21 protein-coding genes are annotated in these 26271 nt (G+C 64.4%); 7 read left to right on the forward strand and 14 right to left on the reverse strand.

All coding sequences use genetic code 11. The annotated features are described in order from the left end of the window. The first annotated feature begins 2 nt into the window (after positions 1–2). Entirely contained in the window at positions 3–485 is a 483-nt protein-coding gene (locus AC22G6_RS02030; protein ID WP_487365407.1) for a hypothetical protein, read from the forward strand. 125 nt (positions 486–610) lie between these two features. Here AC22G6_RS02030 and AC22G6_RS02035 read toward each other — a convergent pair whose 3' ends face one another. From AC22G6_RS02035 to AC22G6_RS02070, 8 genes are all read right to left on the reverse strand, one after another. After that, positions 611–1729, reverse strand: coding sequence for a sensor histidine kinase (locus AC22G6_RS02035; protein ID WP_487365408.1), 1119 nt, complete (start codon positions 1727–1729; stop codon positions 611–613). Positions 1730–1743: 14 nt separating this feature from the next. Next, positions 1744–3387, reverse strand: coding sequence for a diguanylate cyclase domain-containing protein (locus AC22G6_RS02040; protein ID WP_487365409.1), 1644 nt, complete (start codon positions 3385–3387; stop codon positions 1744–1746). Continuing rightward, positions 3380–3784, reverse strand: a complete 405-nt coding sequence (locus AC22G6_RS02045) for a response regulator (RefSeq protein WP_487365410.1) — start codon at positions 3782–3784, stop codon at positions 3380–3382. The genes AC22G6_RS02040 and AC22G6_RS02045 overlap by 8 nt, the downstream gene beginning before the upstream one ends. Beyond that, positions 3781–6567 carry a PAS domain S-box protein gene (locus AC22G6_RS02050; RefSeq protein ID WP_487365411.1) on the reverse strand — a complete coding sequence of 929 codons (2787 nt, stop codon included), beginning with the start codon at positions 6565–6567 and terminating at the stop codon, positions 3781–3783. Before AC22G6_RS02050 ends, AC22G6_RS02045 begins: the two co-directional genes overlap by 4 nt. A 190-nt stretch (positions 6568–6757) precedes the next feature. Beyond that, on the reverse strand, positions 6758–8383 hold the full coding sequence (locus tag AC22G6_RS02055; protein ID WP_487365412.1) for an MFS transporter: 1626 nt from the start codon (positions 8381–8383) through the stop codon (positions 6758–6760). Positions 8384–8409: 26 nt separating this feature from the next. Next, a complete protein-coding gene (locus tag AC22G6_RS02060; protein WP_108949237.1) occupies positions 8410–9144 on the reverse strand; it encodes an LrgB family protein in 735 nt (244 codons plus the stop codon). Next, positions 9141–9500: a CidA/LrgA family protein gene (locus tag AC22G6_RS02065; RefSeq protein ID WP_487365413.1), complete on the reverse strand. Its 360-nt coding sequence runs from the start codon at positions 9498–9500 to the stop codon at positions 9141–9143. The genes AC22G6_RS02060 and AC22G6_RS02065 overlap by 4 nt, the downstream gene beginning before the upstream one ends. A 76-nt stretch (positions 9501–9576) precedes the next feature. Beyond that, positions 9577–10512 carry a nucleoside recognition family protein gene (locus tag AC22G6_RS02070; RefSeq protein ID WP_487365414.1) on the reverse strand — a complete coding sequence of 312 codons (936 nt, stop codon included), beginning with the start codon at positions 10510–10512 and terminating at the stop codon, positions 9577–9579. A 113-nt stretch (positions 10513–10625) separates the two neighbouring features. On the opposite strand from AC22G6_RS02070, the gene AC22G6_RS02075 reads away from it, so the two are divergent. Further along, positions 10626–11846: a lytic murein transglycosylase gene (locus tag AC22G6_RS02075; RefSeq protein WP_487365415.1), complete on the forward strand. Its 1221-nt coding sequence runs from the start codon at positions 10626–10628 to the stop codon at positions 11844–11846. 6 nt (positions 11847–11852) lie between these two features. Here the strand turns inward: AC22G6_RS02075 and AC22G6_RS02080 are convergent, their stop codons facing one another. Further along, the gene (locus AC22G6_RS02080) at positions 11853–14525 is read right to left on the reverse strand and encodes a bifunctional diguanylate cyclase/phosphodiesterase (RefSeq protein ID WP_487365416.1); all 2673 of its coding nucleotides are present in this window, start codon (positions 14523–14525) and stop codon (positions 11853–11855) included. Positions 14526–14675: 150 nt separating this feature from the next. Next, positions 14676–16016, reverse strand: a complete 1341-nt coding sequence (pmbA, locus tag AC22G6_RS02085; protein ID WP_487365417.1) for a metalloprotease PmbA — start codon at positions 16014–16016, stop codon at positions 14676–14678. Between the two features lie 64 nt (positions 16017–16080). Between pmbA and yjgA the strand changes: the two genes are divergently transcribed. Next, positions 16081–16680, forward strand: a complete 600-nt coding sequence (gene yjgA / locus AC22G6_RS02090; RefSeq protein ID WP_487365418.1) for a ribosome biogenesis factor YjgA — start codon at positions 16081–16083, stop codon at positions 16678–16680. Continuing rightward, positions 16677–17267, forward strand: a complete 591-nt coding sequence (gene mog / locus AC22G6_RS02095; RefSeq protein ID WP_487365419.1) for a molybdopterin adenylyltransferase — start codon at positions 16677–16679, stop codon at positions 17265–17267. The genes yjgA and mog overlap by 4 nt, the downstream gene beginning before the upstream one ends. A 69-nt stretch (positions 17268–17336) precedes the next feature. Here mog and AC22G6_RS02100 read toward each other — a convergent pair whose 3' ends face one another. Continuing rightward, complete coding sequence (locus AC22G6_RS02100) at positions 17337–18020, reverse strand: protein-methionine-sulfoxide reductase heme-binding subunit MsrQ (RefSeq protein WP_108949229.1); 684 nt, start codon at positions 18018–18020, stop codon at positions 17337–17339. A 13-nt stretch (positions 18021–18033) separates the two neighbouring features. Further along, the gene (msrP, locus tag AC22G6_RS02105) at positions 18034–18978 is read right to left on the reverse strand and encodes a protein-methionine-sulfoxide reductase catalytic subunit MsrP (protein ID WP_487365420.1); all 945 of its coding nucleotides are present in this window, start codon (positions 18976–18978) and stop codon (positions 18034–18036) included. A gap of 287 nt (positions 18979–19265) precedes the next feature. On the opposite strand from msrP, the gene aroG reads away from it, so the two are divergent. Next, entirely contained in the window at positions 19266–20351 is a 1086-nt protein-coding gene (gene aroG / locus AC22G6_RS02110) for a 3-deoxy-7-phosphoheptulonate synthase AroG (RefSeq protein ID WP_487365421.1), read from the forward strand. A gap of 100 nt (positions 20352–20451) precedes the next feature. Here aroG and AC22G6_RS02115 read toward each other — a convergent pair whose 3' ends face one another. Then, positions 20452–21477 carry a patatin-like phospholipase family protein gene (locus tag AC22G6_RS02115; RefSeq protein ID WP_487365422.1) on the reverse strand — a complete coding sequence of 342 codons (1026 nt, stop codon included), beginning with the start codon at positions 21475–21477 and terminating at the stop codon, positions 20452–20454. A 224-nt stretch (positions 21478–21701) separates the two neighbouring features. Between AC22G6_RS02115 and dinB the strand changes: the two genes are divergently transcribed. After that, positions 21702–22832 (forward strand): DNA polymerase IV, encoded by a 1131-nt coding sequence (gene dinB, locus AC22G6_RS02120; protein ID WP_487365423.1) that lies wholly within the window; start codon positions 21702–21704, stop codon positions 22830–22832. A gap of 27 nt (positions 22833–22859) precedes the next feature. On the opposite strand, the gene AC22G6_RS02125 is transcribed toward dinB, so the two are convergent. After that, entirely contained in the window at positions 22860–23411 is a 552-nt protein-coding gene (locus AC22G6_RS02125) for a cob(I)yrinic acid a,c-diamide adenosyltransferase (RefSeq protein WP_487365424.1), read from the reverse strand. Positions 23412–23559: 148 nt separating this feature from the next. On the opposite strand from AC22G6_RS02125, the gene alaS reads away from it, so the two are divergent. Further along, positions 23560–26181 carry an alanine--tRNA ligase gene (gene alaS / locus AC22G6_RS02130; RefSeq protein ID WP_487365425.1) on the forward strand — a complete coding sequence of 874 codons (2622 nt, stop codon included), beginning with the start codon at positions 23560–23562 and terminating at the stop codon, positions 26179–26181. The last annotated feature ends 90 nt before the right edge of the window (positions 26182–26271 follow it).

Raw genomic sequence — 26271 nt, forward strand, 5'->3', positions numbered from 1 at the left:
TCATGGATACCACAATGCGGCTTCCCGCCGCGGATACTGCAGCTTTGCAATCAGCCCGCCAGTCGTCACGACAGGCCGAGCAGGCGGTCGTCCGCGATTCGGGTGCCGAAGACACCGAGTCCTCGGCGCAGGTCAGCATCAGCGAAGAGGGCCGGGCTGCGGAGCAGGCCGCAGTCCTGAGCGCGCAGGCTGCTCCGGCAAACGAAAGCGGGGTCGAAGTCGTGACCCGGCCGGCAGAGGCAGCGGCAAGCCGTGAGACTGAATCAGCAGTGGCGACACCGGGGCCGGCCAGCGATCCTGCGAGTGTCCGGCAGACGCCGGAAGCTTCGGCGGGCGCGCGTGGTGTGTCGACCGCGACTGCTCAGGCAGAAAACGAACCCGACGCCGCTTCGGCCGCAAACCAGCCAGCGGTTCAGCTCTATCTGGACAATTCGTCGCGTCCGAGCAGCCAGGCCGCACCCTCCACGGTTCGCGTTTCGGCCTGATCTGTTCCGCCGGCATGGGTGGTGGTCAGTGCTGTGCGTGGCGCATGATCCGCTGAGCGCCGGTCTGTCGCCGGCGAGGCAGTGATCTTGCCCGGGCCGGGCAGGTCTTCACCTCACAATACCTTTCAGGCGGGCCATTCCAGGTGGAAGCAGGCGCCCTTGCCCGGGCTGCTTTCAGCCCATGTGCGCCCGCCCATGCGCTCGATGGCCTTTCTCACGATTGCGAGTCCGATGCCGGTGCCAGGGTATCGGTCCGACGGGTGCAGGCGCTGAAAGATGTCGAATATGCGGTTGCTGTGCCGCATGTCAAAGCCGATTCCGTTATCACTGACCCACAGGTGCTGGCGATCGGCGTTTTGCTCAAAGCCGATTTCAATGCTTGGGGAAGGCTCCGATGCCACGAACTTCACGGCATTGCCGATGAGGTTTCTGAGCGCAAGTTCGATCCCCCTGCGATCTGCACTCAGGCTGCCTGTGGCGGTGACAGTGACCTGCGCCTTGCTCGCGTCGAGTTCGCGCTGATAGAACTGCAAGGCGCTCTCAATGAGCGGCTTCAGTTCCAGTGTAGTGGTTTTCTGTGTGCTGCGTTCGATGCGCGAATAGACGAGCATGTCGTCGATCAGGGTGTTCATGTGGGCGACACTGAGGCCGATTCGCTCGAGGTAGCCCTTCGCCTCGGGCGCCAGGCGTTCGGCGTAGTCTTCCATCAGTAGCCCGCGGTAGCCGTCGATTGCGCGCAGCGGTGCCTTCAGATCATGTGCGACCGAATAGGCGAAGGTGTCGAGCTCCCGGTTGGCGCGGGTGAGCGTGATGTTTGCGCGCTTCAGGTCGTCACGCGACTCTTCGATCTGCCGGTACAGCGAGAGCGTGCGAATCACGGAGCGAAGCTTGGCCTCCAGAATATCCACGCTCACCGGCTTCACCAGATAGTCGTCGCCTCCTGCTTCCAGTCCCTCGATCAGCCGTGCGGAGCTGTCGAGGACGGTGAGGTAGATGATTGGCACCCAGCGTTCGCCACACTGCGCCCGGAGGCGGCGCGTGGTCTCGAAGCCGTCGATCGTCGGCAGCAACACATCCATCAGGACAAGGTCGGGTTCCTCTCGCTCGAAAAGGGCAATGGCGTCATCGCCAGTGGCTGTCGTGACGACGCGCTGGCCCAGCGCCCCGAGAAAGGCTTCGCAGGCTTCGCGCTGCAAGGGATCGTCTTCGACGACCAGAACCTTGAGTGAGGGCAATGCTTCCATGGATGTGCTCCGTGCTAGGCGGCCGGGCGGGCATGGGGGGAGGGGGCGAGTTCGATGCGGTTGCGACCGCGCTCCTTGGCGTCGTAAAGCGCATCGTCGGCGGCTGTCGTGAGGGACGGTGCATCCGGATGGGTGGGAAAGTCGGCGATACCGCAACTGAAGCTGACGTGAAAGCTCGCGCCGTCCGCAAGGTGGCTCAAGGCGGCGAACTCCTTGCGCAGCATCTCGAGGATTCGCTGCGCCGACGCCCCGTCGGTGTCGGTCAGGATGAGGGCGAATTCCTCGCCACCGTAGCGGCCTGCAACATCGGTGCGGCGCAGCCGGCTCTGCAGCAGCCGTGCGAGGGCGCGCAACACCTGGTCGCCCGCGGCATGACCATGGTTGTCGTTGACCGACTTGAAATGATCGAGGTCGATCATTGCGAACGCCAGTGGATGTCCGAGCCGTTTGGAGCGCAGCAGCTCGAGCTCCAATCGCTCTTCGAGCCTGCCGTGATTGAGCAGGCCGGTAAGGCTGTCGTGGTCGATATGCTCGCGCAGCACACCTGCCCGCCGTGCGCGGCTGCAGATGACGGATACCAGCCGTGTCGGATCGACCGGCTTGGTGAGATAGTCGTCAGCGCCACTCTTGAGCGCGAGCAGTTGCTGCTCCTCGGCTGTTTCGCTGGACAGGAACACGATCGGAACGCTGACATAGGCGTCCTGCTGCCGGATCAGCGAGGCCAGTTCGATGCCGTCGCACCCGGGAAGGTAGAGATCCATCAGGATCAGATCGGGGCGGGATTCCGAGAGTGCCTGGGCGAGACGGGTCGGATCGGTGAGGCAGGTTGGCACGATTCCCGACGCATCGAGGGTTTCGGCGTAGAAGCGCGAAACGTTCTCGTCGTCCTCGATGATGAGGACTCTTGGCGGCATCGGCGGAATACGCTCGGTCAGGGTATCGAGCGTGGCGGCGAGCGCAGGAATGTCCACCGGTCTGGTGAAATAGGCCTGCCCGCCATTTCGCACGCCTGCCAGGCGGGCTTCGAAATCGTCGCGCGCCGAGATGAAGACCAGCGGCGGAATGGGTGGCGCAGGGAACAGATGCTCGGTCAGCGGCTGAACGCCGGCCTTCTCGTCATCGCTGAAGTCGCTGTCGACGATCAGGGCGAGCGGGCTGTCCGCACCCGCGTGCCCAAGCGCAGCCGCCACCGTATCGAAGGCGCGAACCGCATAGCCAAAGTGGCCGAGTTTGAGACGAAGCTCGCCCATCAGCGCCTCATCGGCCGAGATCAGTAACACTGGCAGCGCAGCGTCTGCAGGGGCGGATGCCTTTCGCTCGATAAGCGGCTGTGGCGTCGTGTCACCTTGCCGGAGGGCCTTGCTGACTGCAGCCTGAAGCGCATCAAGCAGCGGCTGAACGGCCTCCGGTGGGTGGTGCTCGTCATGAGGCTGAAGGGCGTTGCTCAGTGCCCGCGCAGCATCACTGATTTCCGGGAAGCCGAAGGTGCCGCCCGAGCCGGAGAGGCCATGCGTCAGCGCGCGGGCCGTGCTCAGGCACGCTTCCTGTCCGGCGGGCGGACACAAGGCCTCCCGCAGCCGCTGCATCCGTTCTGGCAACTGGTCGATAAAGCGGCGCTGCAGCGCCGCGAGCCGGCTTGCGAGGGCTTCCTTACTCAAGGTCGAGCGCCTCCGCATGGAGCCAGATCTGGCGCACCTGTTCTGCAAGGCTCATGGGATCGAAGGGCTTGTGGATGACATCCAGCGCACCGAGTGCCCGGTAATGCTCCACCTCCTGCGGTTGCACCTTTGCGGTCATGAAAATGACCGGCGTAAGGGCAAGGCCCGGGAGCTGGCGCAGGGCTCGCAATGTCGAGGGGCCGTCCATGTCCGGCATCATGACGTCAAGCAGAATCACGTCGGGCTCGAAGGCGGGCGCCTTGGCTACCGCCTCGGCACCGGAGCTGCAACACTCGAGTTCGAAGCCGCCGAGCGCCTGCAGGGCCATGGTAGCCACGGTCTGGATGTCGGGCTCGTCCTCGACGTAGAGAATTTTCTTGAGCAGATCAGGGTTCATTGGCCCCTCGGCAGGTTGCGTTGAATCTGTGTCCGAAGCGTAGACAGCAGCCGATCGTTATCGGTGCTCGACTTGAGCAGACAGGCTGCAAATTGCTGCGAATCGTGCTCGGACAGTTCGCTCGCCGAGAATACCACCACCCGCGGTTCGGGCTGTTTGCTCGCGATCACGGGTACGAGTGTCCACCCCGAACCGTCGGGCAGGCCCAGATCGAGGATCACCAGATCGTAGGCGTTTTCCGACAGCAGCGCGCGCGCTGCCTGCAGGTCGTAGGCGTGGTCGATCGTGGCCATGTTCGTGATCAGTGCTTCGACGAAGCGATGGACGTCGTGGTCATCCTCTACATGGAGAATGCGCGGACTGTCGGCGCTGCCCTCGGCATCATTGCGGGAGCTGTCGAGCGCTGCAAGCAGGCGTTTATGATCAACCGGCTTATCCAGCCAGTCGGCAATGGCGAGTTCTCCGCCCAGTCTGGCCTTGCCGGCGACTCTCGTTGCGGTCACGACGACGACAGGTAGATTGCGCGCATAGGCTTCCCCGCGCAGTTCGCGAATCAGGGAGGCGCCGTCCTGGTCCGCGAGCGCGATATCGAGCGTCATGGCGTCGTAGGCGTGCTGCCTTAGCATGGATTTTGCCGCTGCGGCGCTGGACGCGATGTCTGGACGGTAGCCCGCATCTTCGAGGACGAAACGGATCAGCTCGGCGAAATCCGGGTCGTCCTCGCACACCAGGATGCGGGCGCCGTGGGCCTGCTCTGGCGCTGGCGAGGGGAGGAGGGGCATGGCGGGGCCGGTACAGGGCAGCTCGACCCAAAAGCAGGTTCCGGATGTCGAACTGTCGAAGCCGATGGTGCCCGACATTGCCTCGACCAGCGCGCGCGAAATCGCCAGCCCGAGTCCGGTGCCACCTTTCTGGCGGGCGTCGGATGCGTCGGCCTGGGAGAATTTCTGGAATATCCGGTGCTGGAACGCCGCAGGAATGCCCGGCCCGCTGTCGGTCACCGCGATGCGCACCCGTCCGTTGCTGACCTGTACCGATATCCGGACGGACGCGCCGCGCGGAGAGAACTTTGCCGCGTTGGCCAGCAGATTGGTCAGCACCTGCACCAGGCGGTCGCTGTCGATGCGGACATGAACGTCCTCGGTGTCGTCGTGGAGCTCGAAGGCCACGCCGAGTTCGCGTGCATACCCGCGACTTGCATCGATGGCTTGAGTGATGACCGGAAGAAGTGCCTGGGCACTGAGGTTGAACGCCATCTTTCCCGATGCGATCTTCTCGATGTCGAGCATGTCATTGATCAGCCGGACCAGGCGCTCGCTGTTGCGATGGGCGACCTCGACCAGTTTTGCCGCCTGTGACGGCAGGCTGCCGGCAACGCCACCCATGATCAGGCCGAGTGATCCCCGGATCGATGTCAGCGGTGTGCGCAATTCATGGCTGACGGTAGAGATGAACTCCTTCTTCAGGCGCTCGCTCTCCTTCTGCTCGGTCAGATCGTAGGCAATGCCGACAAAGCCGCTGATGCGCCCCTCGCTGTCCTGCAGCGCGGTGACCGACAGCATGGCGGACAGGCGCGAGCCGTTCTTGCGGATGAGCGTCCATTCGCGCTCGTCTGCCTCGCCGAGGCGAGCCGTGCGGGCGACGACTGCGTGGAAATCCGGCGCGATGGTGCAGCCGAATTCGGTTGAAAGCTCGGCGGCTCTGGCACGGAGCTCAAGCGGGTCGTGAAAGACGAGCGGGCTGCTGAGGCCGATCATTTCGCTGGCATCGAAGCCCAGCATGCGCTCGGCTGCCGGGTTGAACGCACGGATGGTGCCGCTCTCGTCGGTGGCGACGATCGCGTAGCTCACGCCCTTGAGAATGGCTTTCTGCATCGCATCGCGTGCAGCGAGATCGCGCTGCGCGTTCTTGCGTACGCTGATATTGCGGATGATGCCGGTAAAGAGGCGGCGGGAACCGAGCTCCGTTTCGCCGACCGCGAGGTCCATCGGGAAGGTGCTGCCATCCTTGCAGCGGCCCATGACTTCGCGACCAATGCCGATTACATGGGGCTCGCGGGTGCGGAGGAAGCGTTCGAGGTAGCCGTCATGCTCCGAATGATACGGCTCGGGCATCAGCATCCTGACGTTGTTGCCGAGCACCTCGTCTGCGGCGTACCCGAAAATGCGCTCCGCTGCGGGGTTGAAGGATTCGACGATACCGGCGTCGTTGATGGTCACGATGCCGTCGATCGCCGTGTTTACGATGGCACGCATGCGCGCCTCCTGGTTGTGCAGGGCTTCAACCATCTGCTGCGCCCGTATCTGCGTCAGTTCGGACTGAACCAGATCGGCCAGGTCTCTGAGCGACTGCTGATCCTCTGCCGAGAGCTCGCGCGGAGCGGTATCGATGAGGCACAGCGTGCCGATGCGAAAGCCTTCCAGGGTGGAGAGCGGCGCGCCGGCATAGAAGCGGATGCCGGGCGGGTCGGTGACGAGCGGATTGTCGGCAAATCGGGGGTCGTCGAGGGTGTCGGGCACCATGAAGATGCCCTCCTGCAGGATGGCGTGGCCACAGAATGAAATCCTGCGCGGGGTCTCGGTGGCGTTGAGGCCCTGCCGCGACTTGAACCACTGGCGCTCCGCGTCGATCAGGCTGATCAGCGCGATCGGCACCTTGAACAGGCGTTGGGCAAGGCGCGTGATGCGGTCGTACCGGTCCTCGCCCGGGGTGTCCAGCAGCTTGAGCGCGAGCAGCGCGTCAAGGCGCTCGGCCTCATCGGGCGGATAGTCCGGTTCCTTCATGTGGTGTCCCCAGTCATCGGCTCATGGCACCGGCACAGTCTGTGCGTCAGCGCTGCCCCCGGTCTTGCCGGCAGTGCCATGATAGATGCAGATGGGTTTTCCGGGTGTATCAACCTGCGCGGTGGCGAAAATGCACCTGGTATCCGGGGCAGGCGCTCACGCGAGTGCGCGAGCGCCTAGGACGGCCTGGTCAGGCGCAGCGCAGGCCGAGTCTTCGGGTGATCCAGATGGCCAGCAAGGGCAGGCACAGCCCGAGCGCGGTGACGGCTACAAGCAGCATGCCAAGTTCGCTGTAGTCGGCAGGCAGCTTGATGGCGTTGCTTGCAACATCCCTCACCTCGCGCGTGATGGTGAAGATCTCGTTCAGGTATTTCGTGCCCAGTTGTGACGCGGATAGGGCGAGGTTGGTAAATGAGGCCATGACGGCAAAGAAGGTCGCCTTGAGGTGTGGCGGGGCCGAGTTTGCGATCCACGCCAGCATCGGCACCATGGCCACCTGACCGAGCGGTGATTCGAGCGCGGTGTTGGCAATGGCGATGAAGCGCGCATCGACAACGCCGCCGGTCATGCTTGCGGTCCATTCGTGCAGGCCGTGATACATCCCGATTATGGGCAAGGTCAGCACGGTGGCGGCAAGGGTCAGGAAGATGACGATGGAGGCAATCGGCTTCTCTGCCATGAAGCGGCGGAACAGGAACAGTCCCGTCAGGGTCAGGGCGCTGGTGATGAGATCCAGCTTGGACAGGAAGGACTGGTCGAAACCGAGTTCGTCGATCATCCACCAGCCGGCGCCGGCCCCGGTTCCCGGCATGGCGCGGAACACGAAGATGACGATGGCCGTGCCAAGCAGGGTGCGGGCGGCCTCCGGCGGGAGCTCGCGCAGCAGCCGGCCCATCATCATTGCGATCACGGCGAAGGAACCGACAAAGATGATCTCCTGGCCGTATTCGATACGAGACAGACCCACCGTGAGCGTCAGCGCGACGAAGGCGGCGCTGCCGCCCAGAATCCACCAGTTGGGCTGGGTTTTCTCTTCCGGGTCATGCACCAGGCGGTCGATCTCGCGCTGGCTGTGACCCAGGCCGGCGAGGCGGCGCGCTTCGGCGCGCTTGAGAAAGCCGGCGAGGACCACGCCGCTGATCGACAGCAGCGGGATGACGAGCGCCATCTCGTAGATCTGCAGGTAGATCGCGACTTTTTCCACCTCCGGCAGGTTCTCCGCGCCCTGGAACATCACCACGTTGGCAATGGAGACGAGCACGCTGCCGCCGATGATCGCCACCCGGCCGAGCATCTGCATCGTAGTGTGCATCAGCCGGATGGTGTCGGCCGCGATCGGCTTGCCGGCGGCGTCGATACGGGGAACGGCTTCGACGGTCATCGCGTCGGCGACTGCGTCCTGCATGACGTAGCCCACCGGTGCGAGCAGGGCCGAGAGCACGAACCAGGCTTCGACCGGCATGACGGTACGCATGGCCGAAGGTTGTCCAATGAGGCCGCACATGATCAGCAGGCTGGCGGCAATCAGGCTCGCGCCCAGATACACCAGCCCGCTCTTGTAGCGCCACAGCAGGTCGACCATGTGGCCGATGGGCATCTTCAGCGCCCACGGGATGCCGGCCCAGAAGCCGAGTGCGGCGAGAAAGGCGGCCGAGAGCTCGAGATAGTCCTTGATGAAGAAGGTCCCGACGATGCCGGTGAGCCCGGACACGCCGGCGGCGCAATAGACCATCAGCGGCGGGAGGTAGGAAAGTCGCATCTCGCGACCGAGTTCGAGGATGTTGCGATCAATCCAGCGATATACCGCACTCAGCATTCAGTAGACCTTCCAGGAGTGTGTGTTCAGCGGTTGAGCAGACTTTCGATCCAGGGCAGGATCCATGGCAGAGACAGGGCGGTGACCAATCCGTTCAGCCCCATGGCGAGGGCCGCGAAGGCGCCGGCCTGCTCGCTGACCTGGAAGGCGCGTGCGGTGCCGATGCCATGCGAGGCAATGCCGATGGCGAAGCCACGGACGGCGTGGTCCTCGATGCGCAGCCACTGATAGATGTAGCGTGCGCCGACGGCGCCGAGGATGCCGGTCATGATCACCAGCACGGCGGTCAGCGAAGGCAGGCCGCCCAGGCGCTCGGCGACGGCCATGGCGATCGGCGTGGTGACGCTCTTGGGCGCGAGCGACATCAGCGACTCGCGGCTGGCGCCAAGCGCTGCGCCGATGGCGTAGGCCGACAGCGCCGCGGTGAGCGACCCGGCCAGCAGGCTGATCAGGAGCGGTCCGGCCATGGCCTTCAGGCGCGGCCACTGTGCATGCAGCGGAATGGCCAGCGCCACCGTGGCAGGGCCTAGCAGGAAGTGCACGAACTGGGCACCGTCGAAGTAGGTCGTGTAGGGCGTGCCGGTCAGCAGCAGCACGCTGGCAAGCATCGCCACGGCGATCAGGACCGGGTTGGCCAGCGGGTGAAAGCCGAGCCGCTTGTAGATCCAGAAGGCGGCCTGGTAGGCGATCAGGGTCAGGGTGAGGCCGAGCAGCGGGGTGGTCGAGAGATAGACCCAGATCTCGTTCAGGTCGCCGTTCACGACGGACGCTCCGGTTGGCGGCTGCGCTTGCCGAGCGCGCGCAACAGCAGCGCGGTCAGGGCGATGGTCAGGAAGGTGCTGCCCAGGAGCGCAGCGGTCAGCGGCAGCCATTCTTCGGCGAGCCGGCTGCCGTACAGGATCACCCCTGTTCCTGCCGGCACGAACAGCAGCGACAGATGCTGCAGCAGCGACCCCGCAGTGTCGCGCAGGGATTCACTCGGCCCGCCGCGCAGCATCAGGGCGGCAAACAGCAGGGCCATGCCGACCACCGGGCCCGGCACGGGCAGGGCGAAGGCGCGCACGATCACTTCGCCGACGAGCTGAAATACGAGCAGAAGGGTGAGGGCCTGAAGCATGGCAGTTCTCCATTCGGATGGAAGCGGAAGCTTAACCCGCCGCGGCTGGCGGTGCGCCGTGGGGCGGGTGCCAGGCTCAGAGCAGGGCGTGCCCTGCGGTGCGGATCACGATACCCACGGCAGCGCCGAAGACCGCTGGCTTCCATACCTTGGTCACCCGCCGGCCGGCGGAAATCAGCACTGCCACGCCGGGGACGTCGAGCGGGCTGATGAGAAAGCCTGCGCTGCTGTTGAGTGTGGTCACCGTGGCGGAGCCGGCTTTCAGCATGTCGTCCATCACCCCCATCATTGCGGTGCCGCCGGCAATGAACTTGGTGAGTGTGGGCAGGATCAGCGCGGGGTCGATACCGATCATGGTCAGGCCCGGGGCAAGCAGCTGGGTCAGCAGGTCGATGGTGCCCGTCAGGCGCAGCACCATGACCGCGACCAGGGCCAGCACCAGCATCGGAATCGCGCCGATGGCAATCTTGAAGGCCTCGGCCCCAGCACGGTTGATGACGTCGAGCACCCCCTTGGCGTCGTCGGCCACCCGGTGGTGGAGGGTTTCGTCCAGCGGCGCTTCAGCCGCCGACAGGCCGCGGCCGAACAGATGGTAGGTGACCGCTGCCGCAACCAGGCCGCCGATCGCGGACAGCATCAGGGTGGGGCCGAAGGCCAGGCCCATCGCTGCCATCGGGAAGGTGACGTTGCCCTGAGCCATCGCCAGCACCATGGCGAGGGTGGCCGCAATATGGCGGTCGGAGCAGCCCCGGCTCTCCATCATGGTGAGCGTGGCAACCGGCGCCGCGAAGCTCACGAAGCTGATCTGCAACGCCGCAAACACGCCCAGTCCTGTGAGGCCGAGTGGGCGCAGCACAGGGGTGATGCGTGCAATGACCACGTCGATCAGGCCCTTTGCTTCGAGCAGGCGCATCAGCGAGAGCATCACCACCATGATCGGAAGGAGCACGAAGAGCGAGAGCTCGACTGCCGAGCGGCCGGCGCGCAGGATGATGTCGGTGAGCAGGTCCATGGCAAGGGATCGTTTGTGCAGTGCGGCGATCGTAGCCTGAAACGGGTGTGTCGGGGACGCTTGCCGCGGGCAAGGGTGGAGCCCGCAGCCGCTGCCGAGGGTAGAATGTCGGCATGAAAACGCGCTCATCCCACCTGACTTCCCGCTCACTGGCCCTGTCCGCGCTGCTGGCGCTGCCCCTTCCCGCCCTTGCGGACCAGGCTTTTACAGACTGTCTCGATCGCCTGCGTACCGAGGCGGCTCAGCATGGTGTCACGCGGTCGACCTTCGACGCGCATGCCGCAGGACTTGAGCCCGACATGGCCGTGCTCGGCTTCCTCGATGCGCAGCCGGAATTCGTTACGCCGATCTGGGACTACATCGCGGCACTGGTCGACGATGAGCGCATTGCCGATGGGCGGGCGATGCTCGAGCAGTGGGGTGAAGTGCTGCAGCGGGTGGAGGCTGTCTATGGCGTCGACCCCGCCACGGTGGTCGCGGTGTGGGGCGTCGAGAGCAACTTTGGCCGCAACTTTGGCAGTCGGCCCTTGCTGACATCGCTGTCGACCTTGTCGTGTTTCGGGCGTCGGCAGTCATTCTTCAAGGGCGAGTTCTTCACCACGCTGAAGATCATCCAGGAAGGCCATGTTGCGCCCGAGCGCCTTACCGGTTCCTGGGCGGGCGCCTTTGGCCACACCCAGTTCATGCCATCCACCTTCATGCGACTGGCTGTCGACTTCGATCGCGACGGACGCCGGGATCTGGTCGACAGCGTGCCCGACGCGCTGGCATCGACCGCCAACTTCCTGCGCCGTGCAGGATGGCGTACCGAGGAACGGTGGGGCTTCGAGGTGGCCTTGCCCGCCGGCTTTGACGCCGGTCTTGCCGGACGTCGCAGCAAGCGGCCGGCGCGAGACTGGGTCAAGTATGGGCTGACGCAGATCGATGGCAGCCCGCTGCCGGAAGATACGCCGGTCAGTGGCCTGTTGCTGCCTGCTGGCAAGGAAGGCCCGGCCTTCCTCGTCGGACGCAACTTCGACGCGCTCTACGGCTATAACGCGGCCGAAAGCTATGCGCTGGCGATTGCGCATCTCTCCGATCGCCTGCGTGGCGGCAGTGCATTCGCTGCTCCCTGGCCGACGGACGATGCCGGGCTGTCGCGGGCCGAGCGCCGTGAGCTGCAGCGTCTGCTGCTGGATCGTGGCCACGACATCGGTGAGGTCGATGGCATGATCGGCTCCCGCACGCGCGAGGCGCTCAAGGTCGAGCTGGAGGCGCTCGGGCTGAAGAGCGACGGGCGTGCAGGTCAGGCCGCACTGAGGGCGTTGCGCAAGGCCGGATCCGGCCCGCGCTGAGCCGCGTCAGGCGTCCGGGTGGCTGGCCCGGTGGCGGTCCATCCAGTCCTGCAGCGCGTCGGGCGGCATGGGTTTGCCCAGCAGATAGCCCTGGTATTCGCCGCAGCGGGCCGCAACCAGATGTTCGATCTGGGCGGGTGTTTCCACGCCTTCCGCGATCACGCCCATGCCCAGGTTGCGTGCCATCGACAGGATGGTGGCCACGATCGAGATGTCGTCGTGGTCGTCGGGAATGCCCTCGACAAAGCTGCGGTCGATCTTCAGCCGATCGACCGGCAGGCGCTTCAGGTAGCTCAACGAGGAGTAGCCGGTGCCGAAATCGTCGATCGCAAGGCTGACGCCCAGCGTCTTGACCCGATGCAGTTCGACGATGCATTCCTCGACGCGCTTGAGCACATGCCCTTCGGTAATCTCGAGCTCGAGCAGGCTGGGCGCGAGGCCGCTGCGATTGAGTGCCCCTTTCACGGTGTCGAAGAGCTTGTCCTGTGACACCTGATGGCTTGACAGATTGACCGCAACCCGCAAAGGATGGCCGGCCTGCGCCCACTGCCGGGCCTGGGCGCAGGCCGTGTTCAGCACCCATTCGCCGATCTGGCCGATGAGGCCGATCTCTTCCGCGAGCGGGATGAAGCGGTCGGGCGGCACCAGCCCGCGTTCCGGATGCTGCCAGCGCACCAGCGCCTCTACACCCACCAGCTGGCCGTTCGCACACGCCGCCTGGGGCTGGTAGAACAGGCGCAGTTCATCACGCTCGATGGCACGACGCAGTCCGCTCTCGAGCTCGAAGCGTTCGCGGCTGATGCGGGTCTGTTCGGCCGTGTAGAAGCGATAGGTGCTGCGCCCCTGTTCCTTGGCTTCATACATGGCCGAATCAGCGCAGCGCAGCAGGGCTTCGCTGCTGTCTCCGTCGCTCGGGAAGATGCTGATCCCGATGCTGCCGCCGACGAAGATCTCGTGCCCATCCAGGATCACCGGCGACTCGAGCGTCGCCAGAAGCTTCACGGCGACCCGTGCGGCATCGTCCGGGCCTTCGATGTCTTCGAGAATGACGACGAACTCGTCTCCGCCCTGACGGGCAAGGGTGTCCTGCTGGCGCACCGTCGAATGAAGCCTGTGGGCAACCTCCTGCAGCAGGCGGTCGCCCACAGGGTGGCCGAGGCTGTCGTTTACGTGCTTGAAGCGGTCGAGGTCGATGAACAGCAGCGCCACACGGCTTTCGCTCCGGCGCCCCCGTTCCAGGGCGTGTTCGAGGCGGTCGGCAAGCAGGCTGCGGTTGGGCAGGCCGGTCAGCGGGTCATGCTGGGCAAGGTGACGGATGCGGTCCTCGGCCTGCTTCTTGTCACTGATGTCCGAGAGCATGGCGATGTAGTGGCGTGGCTTGCCGCTGCCGTCGAGCACCGCGTTGACGCTGCACCAGGCAGGGAAGGTTTCCCCGTAGCGGCGCATCAGACGGACTTCACCGTGCCACTCGCCGGCCTCATCAACACCACGCCAGAGTTCGCTGCACATGCCGCCCTCGTCGGTACTGATGCACAGGGCCTGACACATCGTTCTGCCGCGCAATTCCACGAGGCCGAAGCCGGTAATGGTGTGGCAGGCCTCGTTGGTCTCGAGAATGTGGTGCGTCGCGTCGAGAATGAGCACGGCCTGCGGGCTGCCCTCGAAGACGGATGCAGCCAGTGCCATGCTCTCGCTCATTTCGCCGAGTTTTCGTGATTGCTGCACGACCTTGTCGGCCAACGGGCGAATGGCGCGCGCCGTCAGCCACGCGCCTCCAAGGACCAGCAGGGTGATCATCAGCAGCGGGCTGGCAAGACGAAACAGGACCGGCGTATCGAAGGTGCGCGCAGGGGTGACCAGCGCAAGACTCCAGCCCGGCATCTCGGGCAGGGGCGCATAGGCCACCATGCTGACCGACCCGTCGCTTCGTTCAAACTCGTCCAGCCCGGTCATGCCGCCCGCAGCACGTTCGAGGAAGGCCTGTTCCGGCTGCCCCGCATCCAGCAGCCGACCGCCGGGCGTCAGACGGTTGAACTCCACCACTGCCTGATCGGTGCTGTTGAACAGGAGCTGGCGGATGTTGTGCTCGCCCTTGGGGTCATTGTTGAGCAGTTCGTCGAGAGCCGCCATCTCGAAGGAGAGGATGTCCGTGCCTGCACGAACACCATCGCGCGACAGGACGGGGGCGCTCACCAGCAACATGATCTTGTCGTCGATGCGCAGCGGTCCGCACGCGACGGGCTCCTTCGACGAGGCGATCTGCAGGAGGGATGCGGGGATCTGCTGACCGATCTCGATGACCGGATCATTGCCCTGGTCGAGTCGCACCAGTCCCGCAATGTTTCTGCCCTGACTCAGCGCGTCACGAATGCGCGGGGCGGAGTATTTGATCAATTCCGACCTGTCGATCTCCCACCGGTTATAGGCCTCGAGCTGATCGCGGATGCCGCTGCGACTGGCGATCTGGCGTGCGATGTCGTGGGCCTTGCCGATGAACTGTCCGGCAGAGCGGGCACGGGCGCGGGCGTCCTCGACATAGGCGGTCGCGGCACGATCATGCGCATCGTGGTAAAGCGGAATGGCGGTCGCAATGGCAACCAGCAGGCCTGTCAACAGGATGCCGATGGTGGCGTAGATCCGGATTCGCCGCTGGAGCCGGATGCTATAGGCGAGGTTCATGGAGCAGTATAAAAGCCATCATTCGTGCATGGTTATGCGTACGGCCGCTCGCAATCGTGGCGAGAGGTGCAGGCGAGGCGGGCGGGGCGTGCCCTGAACGTGGGCGCAGGCAGGGACGGTGATGGCACCGTACCCCCTGTAATCCGTGGTTCAGCGACCGGCGATTTTCATCTGCTCGATCAGGATCGAGCCACAATGCTTGGCGCCGCGCGGCAGCGCATCGTTGCCGATCGCCACGATGTTGCGGAACATGTCGCGCAGGTTGCCCGCAATCGTGACTTCCTCGACCGCGTGCTTGATCTTGCCTTTCTCCACCCAGAAACCGGCTGCGCCGCGCGAGTAATCGCCGGTGACGTAATTGACGCCATGGCCCAGCAGTTCGGTCACCAGCAGGCCTTTGTCCATGTTGCGGATCATGGCCTCGAGGCCGTCTTCGCCGGCGCTGACCCGGAGGTTGTGCGAGCCGCCCGCATTGCCGGTGGTCTGCATGCCGAGCTTGCGCGCGGAGTAGCTGGACAGGAAATAGCCTTGCAGCACGCCGTCGATGACGACATCGCGGTCGTGCGTGGCCACGCCTTCGCCGTCGAAGTAGCCCGAACCGAAGGCTTTCTTGAGGTGGGGGCGCTCGGCGATGCTGACGATGGGCGAGAACACCTGCTGACCGAGGCTGTCGAGCAGGAAGCTTGACTTGCGATACAGCGAGCCGCCGCTGACGGCCTGCACGAAGTTGCCGATCAGTGCCACGGCTAGCGGCGCTTCAAAGATGACCGGCACCTTGCAGGTCCGGATCTTCTTGGCGCCGAGTCGTGCCAGTGCGCGTTCGCCGGCAATGCGGCCCACGTCGGCTGCGCTCATCAGGTCTGCCGCGTCGCGCCGCGAGTCATACCAGAACTCGCGCTGCATGTGCTCGCCTTCACCCGCGATCACCGAGCACGACAGGCCCTGACGGCTGCTGGCGTAACCGCCCATGAAGCCGAGGCTGTTGGCGGATACGAAGTGCGACTGCTGGATGGAGACGTTCGCGCCCTCCGAGTTGCTGATCTTCGGGCTCACGCCGAAAGCGGCCGCCTCGCATTCGCGAGCAAGGTCGAGCGCGCCGTCCACCGTGATGTCCCACGGGTGGAAAAGATCGAGGTCGGGGCAGTCCTTCGCCATCAGGGCCTTGTCGGCGAGGCCAGCGCAAGGGTCGGGCGCGGTGAAGCGGGCGATGGACAGTGCTGCATCCACCGTGGCCTTCAGCGCGGCCTTGGAGAAGTCCGAGGTGCTCGCGTGTCCGCGTTGCTGCCCGAGGTACACCGTGATGCCGATGCCCTTGTCGCGGTTGTACTCGATTGTGTCCACTTCGCCCTTGCGTACGGCGACCGACTGACCAAAGCCTTCGGACACGTCGGTTTCGCAGGCGGAGGCGCCGCGTTTCTTCGCGTACTTGAGGATATCTGCGGCGATTTCACGCAAATGAGGCTGGGAGAAAGAGAAGCCGGAAGCGGACATGGACTGAAGACCGGTAAGCAAAGGCTATAATCTTAACCCGATCCCGCCCGATGCTTGCCTTACGATGGTTTCTCACGCTGATTCACCCCGTTCCAACGGCCCGCACGACGACGAGTCCGAGTACGAGCCGCCGAGCAAGAGCAGCCGCAAGCGCGCGATGCAGGCGCTGCAGGACCTCGGCGCCGAGCTCGTCGCCCTGCCGCCGACGCGCCTGCGCAAGGTGCCGCTGCCCGAATCCCTGTTCATCGCGATCCGCGATGCGCAACGTCTGACCCGCAGGGATGAAGCCCTGCGCCGGCAGATGCAGTACATCGGCAAGTTGATGCGCAGCGTTGATCCCGAACCGATTCAGGCGCAGCTGGAGCTTTTCCGCGGCGCATCGTCGGCGGAGGTGGCGCGTCAGCACCGGCTGGAAAAGCTGCGCAGCGACCTCGTAGAGGACGAGAGGGTCATCGAGTACGTGGTCGAGACCTGGCCGGACGTTGATATCCAGCACCTGCGCACCCTGCGCCGCAATGCGATCAAGGAGCGTGAGCAGAACAAGCCGCCCAAGGCCTTCCGCGAGATCTTCAAGGTCTTGCGCGATCTCGACCGTGCCGGTGCGGCAGAGGAAGCGGGCGACGAGGATGAACCCGACGATAGCGACGACGTGGAGCGTGCATGAGCGAACACATCAAGATTGGCCTGGTCTCGATCAGTGACCGGGCCTCGGACGGCCGTTACGAAGATCAGGGCATTCCTGCACTGAAGGACTGGCTGGGCAAGGCGCTGACTTCGCCGTGGTCGGCCGAGACGCGGCTGATTCCGGACGAGCGGCCGGTCATCGAGCAAACCCTGATCGAGCTCGCAGATGAGGCCGGGTGTTCGTTGATTCTCACCACCGGTGGCACCGGACCTTCGCCGCGCGACGTCACCCCGGAGGCAACACTGGCCGTGGGCGACAAGGAGATGCCCGGCTATGGCGAAGAGATGCGTCGCATCAGTCTGAATTTCGTGCCGACGGCAATTCTGTCGCGGCAGGTCGCGGTGATCCGCGGCAAGACCCTGATCATCAACCTGCCGGGGCAGCCGAAGTCGATAAAGGAAACCCTCGAAGGTGTGCGCGCGGCCGATGGTAGCGTGGTGCATGTCGGCATCTTTGCAGCCACGCCCTATTGCATCGACCTCATGGGCGGCCCCTATGTCGAAACTGATGAAACCGTGATCAAGGCCTGGCGGCCGAAGCACGCAATCCGGCCAAAACAGGACTGAGCTCAGCCTTCGTCCGTATCCGGTAGATCGGCCCCGCCCGCGCTCACGCTGCGCAGACGGGGCCGATGTTCATTTGGGCACGATGCGAATGACCTTGCCCTTGAGCGAGGGTGCCACCGGCGGCGGGGTGGACAGCTGCCGGCGCCGCTCCTGTTCGCGCCACCAGGCGCGCAGCCCCAGCAGTGCGGCGAGGATCAGGCTGTAGACCACCGGCTGCAGGATGTCCGCCTTCACCAGCCACCAGTAATGCAGCACGCCGAAGATCGCGATGGCGTAGATCGAGCGGTGCAGCGCCTGCCAGCGTCGGCCGCCGAGGCGCTTGATCGCCGCGTTGGTCGAGGTCGCCGCGAGCGGCACCATCAGCACCAGCGCGGTGAAGCCGACGGTGATGTAGGGACGCTTCAGGATGTCCTTGGCGATGGCCGCCCAGTCGAAGAACTGATCCAGCCACAGATAGATGGCGAAGTGCGCCGCGCCGTAGGCGAAAGCGAACAGGCCGAGCATGCGGCGCAGGCGCACCAGCCAGTGCAGGCCGGTATAGCGTCGCAGTGGCGTGATGGCGAGCGTGATCAGCAGGAAACGCAGGGTCCAGCTGCCAGTGGCGTGGGTGATGTACTCGATCGGATTGGCGCCGAGCTGGTCGGCCCGCCAGCCGAGGACAAGCTGGGCGCCGGGAATCAGGCACAACAGGAAGAGAAAAGCCTTGATTGCGCCGATCTGGTCGGCGCTGACGGTTCGCATTGCAGGGTTCATCTGGCGAGGATACTCAGAACTGCCTGCGCAGGTCCATGCCCTGATAGAGGCTGGCAACCTGATCGGCATAGCCGTTGAACATCAGCGTGGGGCGCTTGCGGAAATCGCCGATGCGACGCTCGGTGGCCTGGCTCCAGCGCGGATGATCCACCTCCGGATTCACGTTCGAGTAGAAACCGTACTCCTGCGGCGCCGACTTGTTCCAGGCGGTTGCGGGCTGGGTCTCGTGCAGGCGGATGGCGACGATGGATTTCGCGCTCTTGAAGCCGTACTTCCAGGGCACGACCAGCCGCACTGGCGCACCGTTCTGATTCGGCAGCACTTCGCCGTACAGGCCGAGCGCCAGAATGGTGAGCGGATGCATGGCCTCATCCAGACGCAGACCCTCTGTGTAGGGCCAGTCGAGAATCTGGCGACGGGTCATGATCTTGGGATCGTAGTGGGTGACGAACTCGACATACTTTGCGCTCCCCAGCGGATCGACCTGCTTGAGCAGTGCGGCGAGCGGAAAACCCACCCAGGGCACGACCATCGACCAGGCCTCGACGCAGCGCAGGCGATAGATGCGCTCTTCCAGCGGCGCCAGCTTGAGCAGCTCGTCGATGTCGAAGGTACGCGGCTTGCCGACGAGGCCTTCAACCCGCACGGTCCAGGGCCGCGTCTGCAGCACGCCGGCATTCATCGCCGGATCTTCCTTGCCAGTGCCGAACTCGTAGTAGTTGTTGTAGCCGGTGACCGCCTTGTATGAGGTCTGTTCTTCGCTGATGCTGAATGGCGAGGCTTGCAGGGGCGACAGCTTCATCGGCGCGGCCCCGGCGGCGTGCGGCAGGCCGTTCCACAGTGCAGCGCCCGCAATCACGCCCGCACCCGCCTTTAGCAGGAAGCGACGGCGGTCCTCGAACAGGGCGCGCGGCGTGATCTCGGATGCGGCGATATCGTCAGGGCGTTTGATGAGCATGATCGTGGTCCGTGTTTGGGAGAGTGCGGCAGGGTTATCAGTCAGTCGCTGGACGGTGGCGGATTCTTACACCGGTCGGCGTTTGCTGCCGACCCCGGCCTGGGGCTCCCGTATGACGTGGCGCAAGCGAAAGGGTTCTCGATGCGGTGCGGGGTGCAGCCGGAACATGCCTGGTGCGTGATCCTTGTGGCGGCAGGCTGGTGTCCTTGTTTTCGACCGGGGCGCAGTGTGGCGGGGACTTGGGCTAGAATCGAGGGCTTCCTTCAGCCTGAACGCAGGGTTTCATCATGTCCGCCTCAATGAAGATTCATATCGACGACGTCCGCATTTCCGAAATCAAGGAGCTGGTGCCGCCCGCGCACGTGCTGCGGGAGTTTCCGGCGACACCGAAAGCGGCTGAAGTTGCATACGAGGCACGTCAGGCCATCCATCGCATTCTTTACGGTGCGGATGATCGCCTGCTGGTGGTGATCGGGCCCTGTTCGATCCACGACGCCAAGGCCGCGCTCGAATATGCGCACAAGCTGAAGGCCGAGGCCGACCGCCTCAAGGGCGACCTGCTGATCGTGATGCGTGTCTATTTCGAGAAGCCGCGCACCACGGTAGGCTGGAAGGGGCTGATTAACGACCCCTACCTCGACAACAGCTATGCCATCAACGAGGGCGTTCGCCTCGCGCGCAAGCTGCTGTGGGAAGTCAACGAGATCGGGCTGCCGGCGGGTACCGAGTTCCTCGACATGATCACCCCGCAGTACATTGCCGACCTCATCGCCTGGGGCGCCATCGGTGCGCGTACGACCGAAAGCCAGGTGCACCGCGAACTTGCTTCGGGCCTGTCGTGCCCGGTCGGATTCAAGAACGGTACTGACGGCAACGTGCGAATCGCGGTGGATGCGATCAAGGCGGCACAGGCACCGCACCATTTCCTCAGCGTGACCAAGGCCGGGCATTCGGCCATCGTCACCACCCGCGGCAACGAGGACTGCCACGCCATCCTGCGCGGCGGCAAGGCACCGAACTACGACGCCGAGAGCGTGGATGCCGCGTGCAAGGATCTTGCCGCCGGCGGCGTGCCGGGCAAGGTGATGGTCGACTTCTCTCACGCCAACAGTCGCAAGCAGCACCGTCTGCAGATCGAGGTGGCAAAGGATGTCGCCGGTCAGATGGCGGCAGGCGAGGACCGCATCATCGGTGTAATGGTCGAGTCCCACCTCAAGGAAGGCCGTCAGGACCTCCAGCCGGGTGTTGAGCTGGAGTACGGCAAGAGCATCACCGATGCCTGCATCGGCTGGGAAGACAGCGTGCTTGTGCTCGACGTGCTCGCAGAGGGCGTGCGTCAGCGCCGGGTGAAGCGGGCCGCTGAGATGGAATGAGCGCCGGGAGTGAGCACCAACTGAGGCCTGAATCGAAACGGGGACGATGCGTCCCCGTTTTTCATTGCAGGGTGCAATTCCTGCTCATGCAGCGGCGGGCTCAGTAGAACATTTTTTCCAGGTCGACCGAGGAGCGCCGCCCGAGTGCTGGGTAGTGCGCCGCCAGCCAGGTCTTGGTGCGGGCCCGGCCCTGGTCCCGGAGCATGTTCACGAAGGCCAGGCTTGGCGTCAGCCGCGTCACTGATGCGAGCTGGCTGAGCAGTTCGTCGGCCTCGATCAGATGGAAGTGGGTGCGTTGCAGGCGCCGTTCCAGCCGGCCCCTGGGCATCAGCCCGCCACCGGCAAATTCGCGGGCGTGGGCAAACATGCGCATCTCGCGCAAGAAGGTGGAGTTGAAGGCAAGGTCGAGCGAGCGTGCCCGGATCTCGTCCGCACTGCGGGGCGTTTCACCGTGCAGCAAGGGGCTGAGCAGCACCAGCATGATGTCGCGGGCAGCGCAGTCGTAGAACAGCGGGAACACTGCGGGATTGGCTGAGTAGGCGCCGTCCCAGTAGGGTTCGCCGTCGATCTCGATGGCGCGGTGCAGTGAAGGCAGGCAGGCCGAGGCAAGCACCGCCGCCGCGCTCATCTCGTTGGCGGTGAACAGCCTGAGTTTGCCGGTGTTGGCATGCGTGGCGGCGACGAAGAGCTTGACTGGACAGGCCGCGCGCAGCTGATCGAAATCGATCTGCGCCGTGAGGATGTCGCGCAGGGGATCGACGTCGAAAGGGTTGAGCTGTTCCGGCGAGAAGTTGCGCGCCCACTGCATCATCATGCGGATACCGGCAGACAGACCGGCGCCGGCTTCGTCGTCCGCGCCGAATGGCAGGTCCGCCGGCGCGCTTGCGGCGATCGCATGCCAGAACTGCTCAAGCGCGGCGCGCGCCCCGTCTCGCCCGCCCTGCAGCAGTCCGCTGGCCAGCACCACTGCATTCATTGCGCCCGCGCTGGTGCCACTGACACCGTCGAAGTGCAGGCGGCCGTCTTCCAGCAAGGCATCGAGCACGCCCCAGGTGAATGCGCCATGGGCGCCGCCGCCCTGCAGGGCGAGGCTGACGGTATGAGAGGGTTGGTGGCGAAACAGCATGGAATGGACTCCCTTGCCCGGTCGGCAGCCTCAAGCATGCGCGTACGCTCGCGCGCTGTCAGCCTGCATGTGAATGCTACTGCGGGCGTGTTTCGAGTTGAAGTGGTCCATGTTTCGCGTCGGACCGGCGACGGTGCTTGCGCCCGGCCGGACCTGGCCCGATCATCTCGCTTCAGCTGCACGGTGGGTTCGCCGGGTGGCCAGACAACAGGGGAAGGATTCAATTGCAGGAGGGAGAGGCTGACGCTTCGTCTGAAGCGGCCGAGGGTGCGGCGATTTCGCGCAAGATCATTCACTGCGATTGCGACTGCTTTTACGCTGCGGTGGAGATGCGTGACAACCCTGCGCTGGTCGGGTTGCCGGTGGCCGTCGGCGGGCGTGCGGAGACGCGCGGCGTGATCGCGACCTGCAACTACGAAGCCCGTGCCTTTGGCGTGCATTCGGCGATGTCGACCATGCGCGCGCTGAAGCTGTGTCCGCAGCTCATTCTGCTGCCGCCCGATTTCGAGCGCTACCGGGCGGCATCCCGCCACATCCTCGACATCTATCGCGACTACACGCCGCTGGTGGAGCCGCTGTCGCTGGATGAGGCCTATCTCGACGTCAGTGGCGTCGAGCGCTGCAAGGGGTCGGCCACGCTGATGGCGCAGGAAATCCGTGCCCGCATCCACGACGAGGTTGGCATCACCGCGTCGGCCGGCATTGCGCCGAACAAGTTCATTGCCAAGGTGGCGAGCGACTGGAACAAGCCGAATGGACAGTTCGTCGTGCGTCCGCAGGATGTGGACGCGTTCGTCGCGGCGCTGCCGGTGAAGAAGCTCTTTGGTGTAGGCAAGGTGACCGCGGCAAAGCTGAGCCGGCTGGGGGTTGAGACCTGTGCCGATCTGCGCAGCTGGCGTCTGGTCGATCTGTCGCGTGAGTTCGGCAGCTTCGGGGCGGCGCTCTACCGCCTGTGCCGGGGAATCGACGAGCGCCCCGTGCGCAGCGACCGTATCCGCAAGTCCCTATCGGTGGAGACGACGTATGTGACCGATCTGCCCGATCTGGCCGCCTGCCGCGGCGCGCTGCCTGCGCTGATCGACGAGTTTTTCCGCCGTTTCGATCGCGCACGCGAGCTGCGCCCGGTGCACAAGGCCGTCGTGAAGATCAAGTTTGCTGATTTCTCGCAGACGACCGTGGAGTGCGTGTCGGCAGCGCCGGATGCCGGGATCTGGATGGCGCTGCTTGACGAGGGTTACGTCCGCCGCGGCTTGCCTGTGCGCCTGCTCGGGGTCGGGGTGCGTTTCGCCGAAACCGGTCTTGAGCAGCGCGGCATGGAGCAGATCGCGTTGTTCGGCGACGACGGGATTTCCTGAGCTCAGGAGCTCCGGCCGCAACCGGGATCAGGCATTCTTGCGCTTCTGCCACAGCACATCGCCGCGACCGCCTGCGCGATTGAGCACGCGGCCAAGGACGAAGAGCAGGTCCGACAGGCGGTTCAGGTACTGGCGGGGGCCGTCATTCACCGCCTCTTCGAGCGCCAGTGCCACGAGTGCGCGTTCAGCGCGGCGGCACACCGTCCGGGCGTGGTGGGCAAGGGCTGCAGCACGGGTGCCGCCGGGCAGGATGAAGTCCTTGAGCGGTTCCAGCGGTTCGTTGAGGCGGTCGAGTTCGGCTTCGAGGTGGTCCACCTGTTTTCCGGTGATCATGCTCATGCCCGGGATGCACACTTCACCGCCAAGATCGAACAGGTCGTGCTGGACATTGGTCATCAGCAACTGCACATCGTCCGGAAGTTCCTCGCACAGCAGCAGGCCGATGATGGCATTCACCTCGTCCACCTCGCCAAGCGCGTGGATACGCAAGCTGTTCTTCGAGACCCGCTTGCCGTCGCCGAGGCCGGTGGTGCCGGCGTCGCCGGTGCGGGTGTAGATCTTGGAAAGTCGGTGTCCCATGCTTGTCTCTGTTATTGAGTTGACGTGAACGTAAATTATAGAGGACTGCGTCGGGTGCAGTGCGCTCGCAGACGGGCTTGGTGCTCATGATAAACTGATGCATTCGCCTGCTGCGCCGGGTAACTCGTCCTGTCTGAATGCCAACCCCATGAAATCTGCCGAAATTCGCGACAAGTTCCTCAAGTTCTTCGAATCCAAGGGCCACCAGATCGTGGCCTCTTCGTCGCTGGTGCCGCACGAAGACCCGACCCTGCTGTTTACCAACGCGGGCATGAACCAGTTCAAGGACGTCTTTCTCGGCTTCGACAAGCGGCCCTACACCCGCGCGACCACGTCGCAGAAGTGCGTCCGTGCCGGTGGCAAGCACAACGACCTCGAAAACGTCGGCTATACCGCGCGTCACCACACCTTCTTCGAGATGCTGGGCAACTTCAGCTTCGGCGACTACTTCAAGCGTGAAGCGATCACCTACGCCTGGGAGTTGCTGACCGAAGTGTTCAAGCTGCCCAAGGACAAGCTCTGGGTGACGGTGTATGCCGAGGACGACGAGGCTTACGATCTGTGGACCAAGGAAGTGGGCGTGCCTGCCGAGCGTGTCATCCGTATTGGTGACAACAAGGGCGGGCGTTACGCGTCGGACAACTTCTGGATGATGGGCGACACTGGCCCCTGCGGCCCGTGTACCGAGGTCTTCTACGATCACGGCGAGCACATCTGGGGCGGCCCCCCGGGATCGCCCGAGGAAGACGGCGACCGCTACATCGAGATCTGGAACAACGTGTTCATGCAGTTCAACCGCGATGAGGCCGGCGTGATGCATCCGCTGCCCAAACCGTCGGTGGATACCGGCATGGGTCTGGAGCGGGTGTCGGCTGTGCTTCAGGGTGTGCATGCCAACTACGAGATCGATCTGTTCCAGACGCTGATTGCCGCGGCTGCGCGCGAAACCAGCGCCGCAGACATGGATTCGCCCTCGCTCAAGGTGTTGGCAGACCATATCCGCGCCTGTTCCTTCCTGATTGCCGATGGCGTGATTCCGGGCAACGAAGGTCGCGGCTACGTGCTTCGCCGCATCATCCGTCGTGCCATCCGCCACGGCTACAAGCTCGGTGCGCGGGCTGCCTTTTTCAACCGTCTGGTGCCGGATCTGGTCGCCGAGATGGGGGTTGCCTATCCCGAGCTGAAAGAGGGCGAAAAGCGGGTGATGGACGTGCTGCGCCAGGAAGAGGAGCGCTTCTTCGCCACCATCGAGAACGGCATGGCGATTGTCGAGGCCGAGCTCGATGCGATGCAGAAGGCCGGCAAGGCGGTGTTCGACGGTGATACGGCGTTCAAACTGCACGATACCTACGGTTTTCCGCTCGACCTGACGGCCGACATCTGTCGCGAGCGTGAGGTGACGGTGGATGCTGCCGCCTTCGATGCGGCAATGGCACGCCAGAAAGAGCAGGCCCGTGCGGCCGGCAAGTTCAAGATGGCGGCAAACCTCGAATACGAGGGGCCGGCCACCACGTTCCACGGCTACGACCATCTAGAGGCGAAGGGCAACATTCTTGCGTTGTACAAGGATGGCGTCGCGGTCAATGAGCTGGTCGAGGGTGATCTCGGTGTGGTGGTGCTGGATGACACGCCCTTCTATGCGGAGTCCGGCGGTCAGGTGGGCGATCGCGGCGAGCTCAAGGGCGCTGCGGGCATCTTTGCGGTCGAGGACACGCTCAAGATTCAGGCGACGGTGTTCGGTCATCACGGTGTACTCAAGACCGGCAAGCTGTCGGTGGGGCAGGGTGTCACCGCGAAGGTCGATACCGAGGCCCGCGCGGCAACAGCGCGCAACCACTCGGTCACCCACCTGATGCACAAGGCGCTGCGCGAGGTTCTTGGTGCGCATGTGCAGCAGAAGGGTTCGCAGGTCGATCCGGACAAGACCCGTTTTGACTTTGCGCACTCGGCACCGATGACGGCGGAGGAGGTCCGCGAGGTTGAGGAGATCGTCAATCGTGAGATTCTGGCGAACTCGGCGACCGAGGCAGCGGTGATGGGCCTGGAGGATGCGCAGAAGTCGGGCGCGATGATGCTGTTCGGCGAAAAATACGGTGACGAGGTGCGGGTGCTCAGCATCGGTACGTCCAAGGAACTGTGCGGTGGTACGCACGTTGGCCGCACCGGTGACATCGGCCTGTTCAAGGTGGTGATGGAAGGTGGCGTGGCCGCCGGGGTCCGCCGTATCGAGGCGATCACCGGTGAGAACGCGCTGCGTTACCTGCAGGAGCAGGAGCGCCGCGTCCAGGGCGTCTCGGCCTTGCTCAAGGTGCAGCCGGATGAGGTCGCCGAGCGCGTGTCGGGCGTGCTCGACAACGTGCGCGCTTTGGAGAAGGAAGTGGCGCGCCTGAAGTCGAAGCTGGCCGCGAGCCAGGGCGACGATCTTGTGAATCAGGCGACAGACGTCAAGGGCGTCAAGGTGCTGGCTGCGGTGCTGGAAGGCGCGGACGTGCCGACGCTGCGCGAGACCATGGACAAGCTCAAGGACAAGCTGAAGTCGGCCGCGATCGTGCTGGCTTCGGTGGTCGATGGCAAGGTGTCGCTGATTGCCGGCGTGACTGCGGATCAGACCGCCAAGGTGAAGGCTGGCGAACTGGTGAACTTCGTTGCGCTGCAGGTTGGCGGCAAGGGTGGCGGCCGTCCCGACATGGCGCAGGCGGGCGGCACCGATCCTGAAAAACTGCCAGCGGCTTTGGCCGGCGTGCAGGGCTGGGTGGACGGCAAGCTGTAAGCTGCTGGCTGTTTCAGGACAGAAAACGGTTGTGTGGGCTTTGGCTCACGCAGCCGTTTTTTCTTGTGGTGGTCGAGGATCGTCGTCTGA

This window comes from Parazoarcus sp. PS-13 R2A (genome assembly GCF_057621855.1).